Below are 13,415 nucleotides of genomic sequence, written 5' to 3'. Positions count from 1 at the left end.
CCGCAGTGCCCCGCCGACCCCGCCGCCGCGTCCGCGGCGAACCCGGGCGGCGGTGGCCTCGGGCCTGGGGGCGGCGGCTGTGTTGGCTGCGGTTGTGGTCGCCCTGCTCCTTCGGAACGGCTCCTCGGCGCCGAGTCCGCTGTCCACCTCCTCGACGGGTCCGGGGCCCGGCGGCTCTCCGTCCGCGACGTCCAGCCCGGTCCCGAAGATCACGGCCGTCACGCTCACGGCGATCGATGCCCGGACGGCCCGCAGCGTCAGTTCGGCCGTCATCGGCGGGGACTTCGCTGGGCCGGTGGTGGCCGGGCAGGGGGGTGTGTGGATGGGCCAGGGAACGAGCGATCTGTTCGCGCACTCCCCGCTCCTCCACGTCGATCCGGATTCACTGCAAATCGAAGCCAGGATCACCGGCGTGTCTCCCTACGACCTGGCGGTCGCTCGACACACGTGGGTGTGGGCCTCCTGCGGCAACGGCGCGAACCTCGTGGCCATCGACCCGTCCACCGACACGATAGTCCGATCCATCGCCCTGCCCCGTTCGCCGAACGCGTTCGGATGCACCGCATCCGTGACCATCGCGAACGGCTCGGTATGGGCGCTGGACGATCAGGAGGACCGCCTGTACCGGTTCGACGTGCTGACCGGTGAGGACCGGGGATCGATCCCGCTGAAGAACCCCGTGGCGTCGCGGGACGGGATCGCCTTCGGGGAAGGCGCGTTGTGGGCGCTGGACTCGTTCGATGGACTGATGTACCGGATCGATACCCGGTCCAGCCGAGTCGTAGGCACCGTTCCCATCCAGGGGGCGCAGCCCCTGGCCGTTGCGGCGGGGGAGGGCTCCGTCTGGGTGCTTCTTGACAATGGGATCCTGCTAGTGGTGGATCCTGATCGGAACGTGGTCCGGACTTCGGTACCCCTCGTCCTACAGCACCCCAGGACGCTAGCCGTGGGGAGCGGCGCTGTGTGGGTGGCGGGCAACGTGGGCGACGGGCCTGACGGGCAGGTGCTCGAGATCGACCCCGCCACCCTGGACATCGTGGCCACCATCCCCGTGGGCGGGTTCCCGGAGTCCATCGCCGTCGAACGGGCAACAGTGTGGGTGTCAATCCAGCCCACCGCCCAGGCCGGGTTCTGACCATCCATCCCGGGGGCCCGGAGCGCGCCTGTAGACTTGGGACATGAGCCTGGACGACCTGTACAAGGAAGTTATCCTCGACCATTACAAGAACCCCCGGAACAAGCGGCCCATGCCGGAGGCGGAGCTGTCGTGCTCCAAGAACAACCCCCTGTGCGGGGACGAGATCACCGTGTTCGCGCGCGTGGAAGACGGCACGGTCGCGGACATCGCGTTTCAGGGACAGGGATGCTCCATCTCGCAGTCCTCGGCCTCCATGCTGACCGAGGCCGTGAAGGGTCGCTCGGTGGAGGATGCGAAGGCGCTGGCCGCGGACTTCCGGGGCATGATGGCGGGGGAGGTCGAGCCGACGGAGGAGGAGTTCGGCGACCTGGTCGCGCTGAAGGGCGTGGTCAAGTACCCCATCCGGATCAAGTGCGCCGTGCTGGCGTGGGACGTGCTCCAGGAGGCGCTGGCCGGCTCGGGAAAGGCCGGCGCCGAAGCGCCCCGCGGCTAGCGGGGCACCGCCGGCCGGAAACCAACTCCCGCACCGGCTACGCTCCCGCTCGTGCGGAAGCCGAACCTGTCCTGGCTCCTGATCCTGGTTCCGGTGTCGCTGGCAGTGGACCTGGCCACGAACCAGGAGCTGGCCACGTTCCTCACCGCGGCCGGCGCGATCATCCCTCTGGCGGGCCTGATCGGGCGCGGCACGGACCAGCTGGCGCTGCACGCCGGGCCCCGCGTGGGCGGCCTGCTGAACGCCACGTTCGGCAACGTCACCGAGCTGATCATCTCGATCTTCCTGATCTCCAAGGGCGAGCTGGACATCGTGAAGGCGTCGCTGATCGGCTCGATCATCGGGAACCTCCTGCTGGTGCTGGGGCTGTCGTTCCTGCTGGGGGGCCTCAAGCACAAAGAGCAGGAGTTCAACGCGCGGTCCGCGGCCGTGCACTCGTCCTCGATGCTCCTGGCCGTGATCGGGCTGGTCATGCCGGCCCTGTTCGTGCTGTCGGCGGGGCGGCAGAGCTCGGTGCAGCGGCAGGTGGTGAGCGTCACCGTGGCCGCCATCCTCATCGCGCTGTACGTGGCCGCGCTGGTGTTCACGCTGGTCACGCACGAGCACCTGTTCCGAACGACCGCCAGCGGGGAGTGCCCGGAGTGGAGCGCTCGCGCCGCACTGCTCGTGCTGATCGGCGCCACCGCGCTGGTGGCGGTGGAGTCCGAGATCCTGGTGGGGGCGCTGGAGCCGGCCCTGGCGGACCTGGGCCTGTCGAGGTTCTTCGTCGGGCTGGTGGTGGTCCCGGTGATCGGCAACGCCGCGGAGCACAGCTCGGCCGTCTCGATGGCCCTGCGGAACAAGGTCGACGTGACCCTGGAGATCGCCACCGGATCTTCCACGCAGATCGCCCTGTTCGTGGCGCCGGTCCTGGTGTTCATCAGCCTGGCGTTGGGGCATCCCATGGATTTCGTGTTCGACACGTTCGAGGTGGTGGCGGTGGGGCTGTCCACGCTGATCGTGGCGGTCATCTCGCTGGACGGCCGGAGCAACTGGCTGGAAGGCGCCCAGCTGGTGGCGGCGTACGCGATCATGGCCATCTCGTTCTTCTTCGTCCGAAGCTTGTGAGGCGGGAAATGGCCGTTCGGCGGGCGGTGCCGGGCGACGCCGAGGCCGCCGCCGCGCTGATCCTGGAACCCTCCCCGAGCCTCGAGCTCATCTACGGAAGCCGCGACGCGGCGCTCGGGGCGGCGGCCGCCGCGTTTCGTTCCCCGCGGACCATCCTCAGCCACCGCTTCGGCCTGGTGGCCGGCGACCCGGGAAGCGTGATCGGGCTGCTGCTGGCCGTGCCGGGGGAGCTGTGGCCCAGGCTGCGCGTGACCACGGGGCTGGTCATGCTGCGGGCGGCGCCGCACCGGGGGTGGCGGCTCCTCCGGCGGGGAAGGGTCCTGGACCGGATCCAGCCCGCGGTGCCCCGGGATTCGCTGTACGTCTCCTCGCTGGCGGTGGGGTCCGGCCACCGAGGCCGCGGTGTGGGCGGGGAGCTGATGGCGGCGGCGGTGGAGGTGGCCCGGTGGCGGAAGTTCGGATCGGTCACCCTGGATGTGGGGATCGAGAACGAGGGGGCCAGGCGGTTCTACGAGCGCGCCGGGTTCGTGGAGGTCGAGCGGCGCCTCATGTCGGAACGCGAGCGCCGGCTGCTCCCCGCCGCCGGGTCGATCCGGATGCAGCTTCGGCTCTAGCCGACCCGCCCGAAGTCAGGACTTCCCGAAGCCGGAGCTGCCGGTGCCCCTATCATGGTTTGGATGTTCCTGCGGGAGAACGAGATCGGGAGCAAGGTCGCGCCGTGGCTGGAGCCCGGCCAGACGGTGCTCGATCTGGGCGCCGGGACGGGGTTCATCAGCCGGTGGCTGCGGGATCACGTGGGGGTGCGCCCCACCCTCACCGACGTCGTCTCGTACCGGAACCGGGAGGGAAGCCTGGAGTTCCTGGGGCTGGACGACCCGTTCCAGGTGCCGGTGGCCGACGGCTCGTTCGACGTGGTGATGCTGCTGTTCGTGTTCCATCACGTGGACCGCCTGGCGGACCAGGAACGCCTGCTGGACGAGGCGGTACGGATCGCCCGGTCCCGGATCGTCGTGCTGGAGGACACACCGGGGAGCCGGCTGGACCTGGCGTTCAACAAGGCCTGGGACTGGGTGCTCAACCAGCGCCATCGCGTGCCCACCCCTTTCACCTTCCGGCGAACGGAGGAGTGGGTGGAGCTGTTCAAGGCCCGCGACCTGTCGATCGTGCGCACGGAGACGTACCGGCCCAGGTGGCCCACCCTGATGACCTATCCCCACAGCGTCTTCGTGCTGGATCGCTGAGGCCGGGGTACCGATGCGGATCTCGTTCTCCGACGACCCGCGGGACTTCCTGCGCCGGGACTGGTCCGAGGTGGTGGACGCCGACCCGGGGGCGACGTTCTTCCACGCCCCTCGCTACCTGAAGCTGTACTGGGAGGAGCTCGGGCAGGACGTCGAGCTGCTGCTGGCCTTCGCCGAGGAGGACGGCCGCACCGTCGGCGCGGTGGCCTTCGAGCGCCTGGGCCGGACCCTCCGGTTCCTGGGCGGCACGGAGGTCACCGACTACATGGGCCCCGTGGCCGTTCCGGGGACCGAGGACCGGGTGGCCAAGGAGCTCATCGACGCGGTGGCGGGGCTGGACTGGTGGACCGACGCCGACCTCCGGGGCCTGCCGGAGGACTCCCCATGGTTGTCCCGCCTCCAGGACGCCGCGGCGGGGGAGGGGCTCTCCTCGCAGGTGGCCGAGGACAGCGTGGCGCCCTGTCTGCACCTCCCGCCGACCTACGAGGAGTACCTGGCGGGCCTGCCGAGCAAGCTCCGGCACGAGATCCGGCGAAAGGCCCGGCGGCTGGACGGCGAGGTCGGCAGGCACGCGCTGGTCCTGGCCACCACCGAGACCCTGGAGGACGACCTGGGCAGGTTCGTGGCCCTGCACCGCTCCAGCGAGGGCCCCAAGGGGAAGTTCATGGTGCCGGGCATGGAGATCTTCTTCCGGCGACTGGGGGAGACGTTCCTTCCCGAAGGGATCTTCCGGCTGGCCTTCCTGGAGGCCGGAGGGGAGCGGATGGCCGGGGCCATCGCGTTCACCTTTCGGGAAACCACGTACCTGTACAACTCCGCCTTCGACCGGGGGCACCGCGGCCTGGCGCCCGGGATGGTGCTGGTGGCCGACCTGATCGACCGGGCCATCGCGGACGGGTGCCGGCGGTTCGACCTGCTGAAGGGCGACCTGGCCTACAAGTACCGCTTCGGGGCGCGCCCGCGTCCGGTGAAGCGGCTGGTCCTGGGCAGGTAGCGGGCAGGGGCAGGGAGCGCCCGTCAGCCCGGAGCCGTCATCCGGCGGCGATGTGGCCCCTGGCCAGCACCCGCCCATCCGAGGTGATCACCTTCAGCCGGTCGAACCGGCTGATGTCGGCGGGGGTGACCAGCCACGAGGAGGCTTCGCCGTCGGTGGAGAACACCAGCGGATGGAGCTCGATATTCCGGTCGGACGACGATGAGGTCAGGATGACCCGGGCCTGGCCGGAGAGGCCGGGCGCCCGGACCAGGACCAGGGCCCACGACTGGCCGACGTCGGAGTCGTACAGGATGGCGCTGCCCTCGACGGCGCGGGTCCCGCCGGGCTGGAGGGTCCCCACGCGGACGTCCCGGCCGCCCAGCGCGGTCAGGAAGCTCTTGTACCGCCCGGCCTGGCTGGAGAGATGGCCCGCGTGGATCGTGGCGAGGGATCCCCACGCCAGCGCTCCGGCCAGCAGGACCACCACCGCGGCCTGGAGCACCAGCACGGGCGTGAAGCGGCGAACCGGCGCCGGCCGGTCGGCCCGTTCCTCCTCCAGCACCGTGAGGACCCGTTCGCGGAGCTGTTCGGGAGGGGTGGCCTGGTGAGCGGCCTGGGCGAACGTGGACAGGCCCTCCTCCAGCATGCCGAGCTCCCGGCGGCACTGGCCGCACCCCCGGACGTGCCCGCGGACCGCCAGGTCCTCCTCCGGCGACACCGTGCCGAGCAGGTGCTCGGCCAGCTGGTCGCGCACGAGGTCACAGTTCACGTTCCACCTCCAGGGCCTGGCGGAGCCGGATCAGCGCCGTGCGGATGCGGGTCTTCGCGGTGCCGATGGGGATGCCCTCGAGCTCCGCGACCTCCGTGCTGGTCTTCCCCCCGAAGTATGCGAGCTCCAGGGCGGCCCGCTGGCCATCCGAGAGGCTCCCCATGGCGTGCCGGGCCCGGTCCACCATGTCCCGGGTCTCCGCCACCGAATCCGGCCCCGGGCTCTCGTCCGCCTCTCCGGCCGGCCGGGTGGCCTCCAGCATCCGGGAGTGCAGCACCCGGCGCCGCAGCGAGTCCAGGGCCAGGCTCCGGCCCACCAGCAGCACCCAGGTGTCGAGGGACCCCCGCGTGGGGTCGTACCGTTCGGCGCTCCTCAGGATCTTCACGAACGTGTCCTGCACCAAGTCCTCCGCGGCAGCCTCGTCTCCCAGCATGACCAGGCCCAGCCCGTACACCCGCGAGGCGTAGCGGTCGTACAGCCGCTCCGCGGCGGAGCGGTCGCCGGCCGCGTACGCCCGCATCAGGCTCCGGTCCTGCGGATCGGGCTGCGCGCGTGTCCGTTTCAATTGGTTTCGTCCGGTACTACGGGCGAGCCGGGTGGTTGGCTTGCAGGCGGTCCCGGCTGCACCGGCTGGCCGGCCGCGTCCGCTCCTGCGGGCGGGGCCGTCTCGGCCAGGAGCTCTTCCGACCGCGGGCTGGTCCCGGGCAGCATGTAGAAGACGGCCAGGGAGGCGTACAGCGCCAGGCTGATCCAGGGGTTGACCAGCGCGAGCAGCGTGGCCGTCCCGTAGGCGATGGGTCCCAGGACGTAGCTCCGGTTGATCTGCTCGATGGCGGTCGCGTCCGCGGCCGGATCGAGCAGGCGCCGTCCTCGGGCCGCGTAGCGCCACACCAGGTTGAACATGATCGCGACGGCCACCATCAGGCCTCCGTAGAGCACCGCGGCGAGCGTCCTGGTATCCGAGTCCCGGATGTGCTCCGCCACCAGGGCCGTCGTGAACGGCACCGCCGCGATGGTCATCAGGAACACGACGTTCAGCATCAGGAAGGTGTGGTTCACGCGGCCGATCAGCTTGAACATGCGGTGGTGGTTGATCCACATGATGCCGACGGTCAGGAAGCTCACGACGTAGCCCGCATAGCTGGGCCACTGTCGACCCAGCTCCCGGGCGAACGACGCGCCGTGCCGGGCGTGCGGGACGTGGACGTCCAGGACCAGGAGCGTGATCGCGATCGCGATCACACCGTCGGAGAACGTCTCCAGGCGGGAGGTGTCGGAGTCTCCCACGGGCGCGTTACCCGAAGAAGCGGATGTGCTGGAGGACCGCGCGGGCGAGCTCCTCGTCGCCCGCCACCACCAGCGTGCCGTCGGCCAGGAACTCCTCCGCCGGCACCCGCCGGCTGGCTACCAGGGCGAACGGGTAGCCCCGCCCGGCCACCGTGGCGTCCGGGCGCTTGCCTTCCGACGGCACCTCCCGGGGCCCGAGCCCCCGGTGCCAGGTCCCGCCGCCCCCGCTCTCCAGCTCGAAGAGCACGCTCTTGCCGGGGTATGACAGCCCGGCCAGCCCGAGGGCCCACGGGAGGGCCCGGATGGCCAGGTCGTTCACGGCGTACATCGGCCAGTGCTCCCGGCGGGGCTCCAGGTCGGCGCCGGCCCGGATGTCCTCGCCGTGGCTCCACCACTCGGCGATCCGGGACTGGACCAGGTACCGAAGCGGGATCTCGCCGGCCACCCAGGGGACCCGCCGACCGTCCCAGTCGCCCTGTGTGACCAGCGACGCCCTGCCCAGGAACAGGTCGGCGGCCCGGCCCCATTCCAGGATCACCTGGCGAAAGGGAACCTGGGCCCGACGCTCCACGGCGAACCGGTTGAACCCGTCCAGGGTGGGATTGGCCCCTTCCTCGGACTTCAGGTACTCCTCCAGCTCGGTGGGGGCCTCCCCGGCCAGGACCGCGGCCGCGGCGACCTCCGTGCTGGCCAGGTGGGCCACCACGTCGCGGCAGCGCCAATCGCCCGACCCCGAGGGGCGATCCCACGCGGCCGGATCCGTCGACTGGATGGTCCGGCCGAGGCCCTCCCGCTCGTGCCGGGCCACGCCCAGCATCTGCTCGCGGTCGATGGTCATGCGCCGACCCATGCCGGTGATCGAATGAGGAAGCCGGGCATCGCGGCGGATTGTACCCTCCCCCTCGTGCGCCTCTTGGTGGCCCCCGACAAGTTCCGAGGCACCGCCACGGCGTCGGAGGTGGCCGGGGCGATCGCCGAAGGATGGCGCCGGGCCCGGTCGGGAGATGAGGTGGACCAGGTGCCCCTGGCGGACGGAGGCGAGGGAACCCTGGACGCGCTGGTGGACGCGCTCGATGGCCGGCGGATCGCGGCGACGGTCACCGGGCCGGTGGGGGACCCCGTTCGGGCCGAGTTCGGCCTGGTCGACGCCGCCCTGGGCCGGACCGCCGTGGTGGAGATGGCCCGGGCGTCCGGGCTCCAGCTGGTGCCGCCGGGCCGTCGCGATCCGAAGGTCACCACGACCTTCGGAACGGGCCAGCTCATCCTGGCGGCGTGCGCGCAGACCCCGCCGCCGGCTTCGCTGATCGTGTGCATCGGGGGGAGCGCCACGAACGACGGCGGGGCCGGCATGGCCCAGGCCCTGGGGGTCCGGCTGCTGGACGCGGACGGCCGGGACCTCGGCCCTGGCGGGGCGGCCCTGGCCGCGCTCGACCGTATCGACGCCCACGGCCTCGCCGGCGCCGTCCGGGGCGTTCGGTTCGTGGTGGCCAGCGACGTGGACAACCCGCTGGTGGGCCCGGAGGGAGCCTCCGCCGTGTACGGGCCCCAGAAGGGGGCGACCCCCGAGGACGTCGCGGCGCTGGACGCCGCGCTGGCGCACTTCGCCGAGGTCATCCGGCGGGATCTGGGGGTCGACGTCCGGGATCGCCCGGGAGCCGGGGCGGCGGGAGGGCTCGGGGCCGGGCTCATGGCGTTCCTGGGCGCCGAGATGCGCCCGGGCGTCGACGTGGTCATGGAGGCGGTCGGGTTCGCCGATCGGCTGGCGAGGGCGGACCTGGTGATCACGGGCGAGGGGAAGCTGGACCGGCAGTCGCTGCGCGGAAAGGTCCCGGCCGGGGTGCTGTCCGCGGCCCGCCGCGCCGGCAAGCCGGTGGCGGTGGTGTGCGGCCAGGCCGAGATCCGCCTCGAGGGTGTGCCGGTGGTCTCGCTGGTGGAGGCCGTGGGCGCGGCCCGAGCCTTCGGCGACACCCGGAGCGCGCTTCGGGAGGTGGCCGAGAGTATGGCCCGCTCGGCCGAGGGGCCGATCGGGGAGGCGTCGTGAGGGGAGGCGTCGTGAGGGGAGGCGCCGTGAGGCGATGCGCCGTGAGGCGATGCGCCGTGAGGCGATGCGCCCGGTGACCGCGGACGGCGTGCCCACGAGCCGGTCCATCCGCCGCGTGGAGGAGGCCGCCGCGGCTCGCGGCCTGCTCATCGAGGTCCGCCGGTTTCCCGAGGGAACCAAGACCGCTCCGGACGCCGCGCGGGCCGTGGGGTGCGAGGTCGGGCAGATCGTGAAGTCGCTGGTGTTCGTGGCGGACGACCGGCCCGTCCTGGCCCTGACCTCGGGGGCGAACCGGGCGGACGTCCACAGGCTGGCCGCCCTCACCGGCGCCGCGGTGGTCCGGCGAGCCTCGGCCGAGGAGGCACGGGAGGCCACCGGGTTCGCCATCGGGGGCACGCCCCCGTTCGGCCATCCGCGTCCGCTCCAGGTGCTGGTGGACCGCGACCTGCTCGGCTACCGGGAGGTGTGGGCTGCGGCGGGGACGCCCGACGCCGTGTTCGCGATCACGCCCACGGCCCTCCTGGAGGCCTCTGGAGGCGTCCCGGCCGACTTCCGGGAGGAATGAATCCCCCACGGGGATCACATCGCCACCTCCGGGTATACTATGCGCCGTGAACGAGCAGACGGTTTCCACGCAGACCAGGACCGCCTTCATCCAGCTCACCGAGTCCGCCGCCGGCAAGGTCAAGGAGCTCCTGGCGGAGGAGGGCCGTTCCGACATCGCGCTTCGCGTCGCGGTGCAGCCCGGTGGGTGCTCCGGCCTCCGCTATGCGATGTACATCGACGACCAGCTCGGGGACCAGGACGTCACCGACGAGCAGTTCGGGGTCCGGCTGGTGGTGGACCGCATGAGCGCCCCCTACATCTCGAAGGCCACGATCGACTTCGTGGACACCCTGGAGGCGGCCGGGTTCACCATCGACAACCCCATGGCCCAGGGAACCTGCGCCTGCGGGCATTCGTTCCACTAGTTGCCCCCACGTTCGAGCCGAGACCTTCGTCTCATTGACGACGCCCGCGGGGCGCTGCTAGCGTTCGGTTCGCATCGGGAGAGTCCCGGCATGACGCCGGGAACGGCAACCTGGGACGGACACCCAAGGTGCCTCCCGCATCAGCGGGGATGTGGCCCCGTCGGCCTGAGGGTCGGCCCGGGCAACGAAATGTCCGGCTGGACCGAGGGTCCGCTCTCCCGGTGAGCGGGCCCTTCTTTGCGTTGTGAGGAAGGAGAGGGATGGCATACACGGTGACGGTGGTGGGGTCCTACCCCCGCCCGCCCAGGGAGGGCGGGGAGTTCCGGCTGCGAAAGACGCTCCAGGCACTCGACCGGGGCGAGGCCTCCCCGGAGGACGTCGACGCAGCCAAGGACGCCCTGGTGGCGGAGATCCTGGCGGAGCAGGCGGACGCCGGGGTCGAGCTGGCCACGGACGGGCAGGTCCGGTGGGACGACCCCCTGACCCGGCTGGCCGACGGGCTGGAGGGCTTCTCCGTGTCCGGCCTGCTGCGGTACTTCGACAACAACACGTATTTCCGCCAGCCGGTGGTGAAGGGGCCCGTCGGCCGCTCCGCGCCGATCCTGGTGGACGAGTTCCGCTTCGCCGCGGAGCACAGCCCGGTGCCGGTGAAGGCGGTCCTGTGCGGGCCCTACACGCTGGCCGCGCTGTCGCACGACGAGCACTACGGCGACCGTCAGGCCCTGGTGCGCGACCTGGCGGCGGCGCTGAACGCCGAGGCCAGGGACCTGGCTGGGGCCGGCGCGACCGTGGTGCAGTTCGACGAGCCGGCGCTGGCGGCGGTGCCGGGACAGCCTCCGGGCGACCTGGCCGCGCTGGCAGACGTGGCGGAGCGGCTGGTCGAAGGAGTGGAGGCGACCACCGTGCTGGCCACCTACTTCGGGGACGTCACGGCGCACGGACCGGCCTTCTTCGAGCTGCCGTTCGGCGGATTCCATCTGGACTTCGTGTCGGGGCCGGCGAACGCCGAGGCGGTGCACGAATTCCCCGGGGACCGGGTCCTGGAGGCCGGGGTCGTCGACGCGAGGAACACGAAGCTGGAGCCGGCCGAGCGGCTGGCCGCGGAGATCGCCCGGCTGGCGGAGGCGGTCGATCCTGACCGGCTGTGGATCGCGCCGTCGTGCGGGCTCGAGTACCTGCCCCGAGACGCGGCGGTTCGGAAGGTTCGAAGACTGGCCGAGGTGAAGGAGACGCTGAGATGACCGACGGGCTCTGGACGACGCAGGTGGGGAGCCTCCCGAAGCCCGACCACATCCTGGCGGCGCGTACGGACTTCGCCCGGGGGCGGATCTCCCGGGAGGAGCTGACCGCCCTGGAGCGGGAGGCCACCGCCGACTGGATCAGGTTCCAGGACGAGATCGGCATGGACGTCATCGTCGACGGGGAGCAGTACCGGGGCGACATGGTGGCGTTCTTCGCCGAGGAGCTGCCCGGGTTCACCCAGGGCGGTCTGGTTCGCTCCTACGGGAACCGCTACTACCGCAAGCCGGTCGCCACCGGCGAGATCGTCCGCGAGCATCCCATCACGCTGGACTGGTGGCGGTTCGCCCAGTCGCTGACCGACCGGCCGGTGAAGGGCATGCTGACCGGGCCGTACACGATCTGCGACTGGTCGTTCAACGAGTTCTACGACACCCGCGAGGACCTGGTGATGGCGCTGGCCGAGGTCATCCACCAGGAGGCCCTGGACCTCCAGGCCGCGGGGGCGAAGTACATCCAGATCGACGAGCCGGCCGTGTCGACGCGCATGGACGAGCTGGACCTGGCCATCAAGGCGCTGGGCGTGGCCACGGAGGGGCTCGAGGTCCACACCATCACGCACATCTGCTACGGCGACTTCCACAACGCGTACCCGAAGATGCTGGACCTCCCCGTGGACCAGCTGGACCTGGAGTTGGCGAACTCGAACTACGACCTGCTGGAGGCGTTCCGGGAGTACCCGTTCACGAAGTCGATCGGGCTGGGCGTGGTGGACTCGCACTCCCACCGCATCGAGTCGGTGGACGAGGTGGTGGCCGGCATCCGGCGGTCCCTGGAGGTCATCCCGCCCGAGCGGATGTTCGTGGACCCGGACTGCGGGCTGAAGACCCGGACGGTCGAGGAGGCCAAGGCCAAGCTGCGGGTGGTCGTCGAGGCGACGCGGAAGGTCCGCGCGGAGCTGTAGAGGCTCAGGACCCGAGGGCCGGAGCGGCCGGGGCGGCCACCGGTGACGGCGTCGTCACCTTCCCGTCCCGGTAACCCTTGGCGACCAGCGTGATGAAGCGGTACACGGCGTCCTCGCGGGGCGACAGCGGGCCGGGGCGAAAGGCCCGGGAGGACACGCCGCGCTGGACCGACTCGCAGGCCCGCCAGTCCTCGCGGTTGGTGACGTCCCAGAACTCCACGGCGTAGGCGGGGTCGAAGCCGTCCCTGCCCACGGCCTCCGGCGGGAACAGCCACTCGCACTGCACGGTGGTCCGGTCCGGGGCGGTGGGCTGGAGCCGGTGGGTCAGGACGTAGTCGGGGTGCAGGCTGACCAGCAGGTTCGGGAACACGTGCACGTACAGGACCTGGCGACGCAGCCGCTCGTCCAGGCCGGGCAGCACGACGCCGTCGCTCCGTCCAGAGATCGACATGGTCTCGGCGCGGTCGAGGAGCTCCATGAAGCCGCCCACCCAGGCCCCGTCCGGCTCCAGGTTCTCCCCGCTGTCCGGCGGCGAGACCCGGCACAGCTCGGGGTGGATGCTCGAGCAGTGGTAGCACTCGTGGTAGTTCTCCCCGACGATCTTCCAGTTGGCCCGGACCTCGTATTCCTCCCGGGCCGCCACCATCAACCGCTCTGGCTCCCATGGGGCCAGAAGTGCGTCGAGCCCCCCGGCGTGTTCGGCGAACGGCGTCACTTCGGCCGACGCGTTCACGAACACCCAGCCGAGCCACTCGGCCACGGCCACCGGTGCGAGGGCCTCGGCCGGCGTCTCCTCGAACCCGGCCGCCCCCCGGAGCGTCCCGTCCAGGTCGTACACCCACGCGTGGTAGGGGCACCGGATGACGGTGTGCTGGCGAGCGTCGCCCACCTCCAGGAGCTCGTGCCCGCGGTGGCGGCAGACGTTGAAGAACCCCCGGAGCGTCCCGCCGCCGTCCCGGACCAGCAGGACGCCCTCCGAGCCCACCCGGACCGCGCGCTGCGCGCCCGGCTCGGCCACGTCGGAGGCCCGGCCGGCGCAGAACCACGAGCCCTCGAAGAACGCCCGCTCCTCCCACCGGAGGACCTCGGCGGACGTGTACGCCTCGGCCGGGAGCATTCGGCTGTGGCCGAAGGGCGCCAGGGCCCGCTCCAGGCCGGCGGCGTCCACGGGGGCTGCCGGCGGCTCCAC

17 protein-coding genes and 1 riboswitch are annotated in these 13,415 nt (G+C 71.6%); of the genes, 11 read left to right on the top strand and 6 right to left on the bottom strand.

What is annotated here, in order from left to right; genetic code table 11:
• Positions 1-273 (bottom strand): hypothetical protein (locus M3Q23_16580; protein ID MDP9343671.1); only part of this gene is annotated, 273 nt, incomplete at its 3' end.
• Positions 274-298: 25 nt separating this feature from the next.
• Here M3Q23_16580 and M3Q23_16575 point away from each other — a divergent pair.
• The 6 genes from M3Q23_16575 (at position 299) to M3Q23_16550 (ending at position 4,973) form a co-directional block, all read left to right on the top strand.
• Positions 299-1,135 (top strand): hypothetical protein, encoded by an 837-nt coding sequence (locus M3Q23_16575; protein MDP9343670.1) that lies wholly within the window; start codon positions 299-301, stop codon positions 1,133-1,135.
• 43 nt (positions 1,136-1,178) lie between these two features.
• Entirely contained in the window at positions 1,179-1,631 is a 453-nt protein-coding gene (locus M3Q23_16570; protein MDP9343669.1) for an SUF system NifU family Fe-S cluster assembly protein, read from the top strand.
• A gap of 51 nt (positions 1,632-1,682) precedes the next feature.
• The gene (gene cax / locus M3Q23_16565; protein ID MDP9343668.1) at positions 1,683-2,738 is read left to right on the top strand and encodes a calcium/proton exchanger; all 1,056 of its coding nucleotides are present in this window, start codon (positions 1,683-1,685) and stop codon (positions 2,736-2,738) included.
• Positions 2,739-2,746: 8 nt separating this feature from the next.
• Positions 2,747-3,352, top strand: a complete 606-nt coding sequence (locus M3Q23_16560; protein ID MDP9343667.1) for a GNAT family N-acetyltransferase — start codon at positions 2,747-2,749, stop codon at positions 3,350-3,352.
• Positions 3,353-3,415: 63 nt separating this feature from the next.
• Complete coding sequence (locus M3Q23_16555; GenBank protein MDP9343666.1) at positions 3,416-3,979, top strand: class I SAM-dependent methyltransferase; 564 nt, start codon at positions 3,416-3,418, stop codon at positions 3,977-3,979.
• A gap of 13 nt (positions 3,980-3,992) precedes the next feature.
• A complete protein-coding gene (locus M3Q23_16550) occupies positions 3,993-4,973 on the top strand; it encodes a GNAT family N-acetyltransferase (GenBank protein MDP9343665.1) in 981 nt (326 codons plus the stop codon).
• Positions 4,974-5,010: 37 nt separating this feature from the next.
• Here the strand turns inward: M3Q23_16550 and M3Q23_16545 are convergent, their stop codons facing one another.
• From M3Q23_16545 to M3Q23_16530, 4 genes are read right to left on the bottom strand one after another with little or no spacing between them, the layout of a single operon-like run.
• Positions 5,011-5,724: a zf-HC2 domain-containing protein gene (locus M3Q23_16545; GenBank protein MDP9343664.1), complete on the bottom strand. Its 714-nt coding sequence runs from the start codon at positions 5,722-5,724 to the stop codon at positions 5,011-5,013.
• Complete coding sequence (locus M3Q23_16540; protein ID MDP9343663.1) at positions 5,714-6,289, bottom strand: sigma-70 family RNA polymerase sigma factor; 576 nt, start codon at positions 6,287-6,289, stop codon at positions 5,714-5,716. The genes M3Q23_16545 and M3Q23_16540 overlap by 11 nt, the downstream gene beginning before the upstream one ends.
• The gene (locus tag M3Q23_16535; protein MDP9343662.1) at positions 6,286-7,011 is read right to left on the bottom strand and encodes a TMEM175 family protein; all 726 of its coding nucleotides are present in this window, start codon (positions 7,009-7,011) and stop codon (positions 6,286-6,288) included. Before M3Q23_16535 ends, M3Q23_16540 begins: the two co-directional genes overlap by 4 nt.
• A 7-nt stretch (positions 7,012-7,018) precedes the next feature.
• Positions 7,019-7,861, bottom strand: a complete 843-nt coding sequence (locus M3Q23_16530; GenBank protein MDP9343661.1) for a maleylpyruvate isomerase family mycothiol-dependent enzyme — start codon at positions 7,859-7,861, stop codon at positions 7,019-7,021.
• 54 nt (positions 7,862-7,915) lie between these two features.
• Between M3Q23_16530 and M3Q23_16525 the strand changes: the two genes are divergently transcribed.
• From M3Q23_16525 to M3Q23_16505, 5 genes are all read left to right on the top strand, one after another.
• The gene (locus tag M3Q23_16525) at positions 7,916-9,052 is read left to right on the top strand and encodes a glycerate kinase (GenBank protein MDP9343660.1); all 1,137 of its coding nucleotides are present in this window, start codon (positions 7,916-7,918) and stop codon (positions 9,050-9,052) included.
• 34 nt (positions 9,053-9,086) lie between these two features.
• Positions 9,087-9,617 carry a YbaK/EbsC family protein gene (locus M3Q23_16520; protein MDP9343659.1) on the top strand — a complete coding sequence of 177 codons (531 nt, stop codon included), beginning with the start codon at positions 9,087-9,089 and terminating at the stop codon, positions 9,615-9,617.
• Between the two features lie 46 nt (positions 9,618-9,663).
• Positions 9,664-10,023, top strand: a complete 360-nt coding sequence (locus tag M3Q23_16515) for an iron-sulfur cluster assembly accessory protein (protein ID MDP9343658.1) — start codon at positions 9,664-9,666, stop codon at positions 10,021-10,023.
• Positions 10,024-10,089: 66 nt separating this feature from the next.
• Positions 10,090-10,222: riboswitch (SAM-I-IV-variant riboswitch) on the top strand.
• A gap of 61 nt (positions 10,223-10,283) precedes the next feature.
• A complete protein-coding gene (locus M3Q23_16510) occupies positions 10,284-11,264 on the top strand; it encodes a methylcobamide--CoM methyltransferase (GenBank protein ID MDP9343657.1) in 981 nt (326 codons plus the stop codon).
• Positions 11,261-12,226 carry a methionine synthase gene (locus M3Q23_16505; protein ID MDP9343656.1) on the top strand — a complete coding sequence of 322 codons (966 nt, stop codon included), beginning with the start codon at positions 11,261-11,263 and terminating at the stop codon, positions 12,224-12,226. The genes M3Q23_16510 and M3Q23_16505 overlap by 4 nt, the downstream gene beginning before the upstream one ends.
• Before the next feature lie 4 nt (positions 12,227-12,230).
• On the opposite strand, the gene M3Q23_16500 is transcribed toward M3Q23_16505, so the two are convergent.
• Positions 12,231-13,415: an aromatic ring-hydroxylating dioxygenase subunit alpha gene (locus M3Q23_16500; protein ID MDP9343655.1), complete on the bottom strand. Its 1,185-nt coding sequence runs from the start codon at positions 13,413-13,415 to the stop codon at positions 12,231-12,233.

It is taken from the genome of Actinomycetota bacterium (genome assembly GCA_030774015.1).
GTDB lineage: Bacteria > Actinomycetota > UBA4738 > UBA4738 > JACQTL01 > JALYLZ01.
The sequence above is the reverse complement of the archived record's forward strand: the minus strand, read 5'-3'. Positions and strand labels throughout refer to the sequence as shown.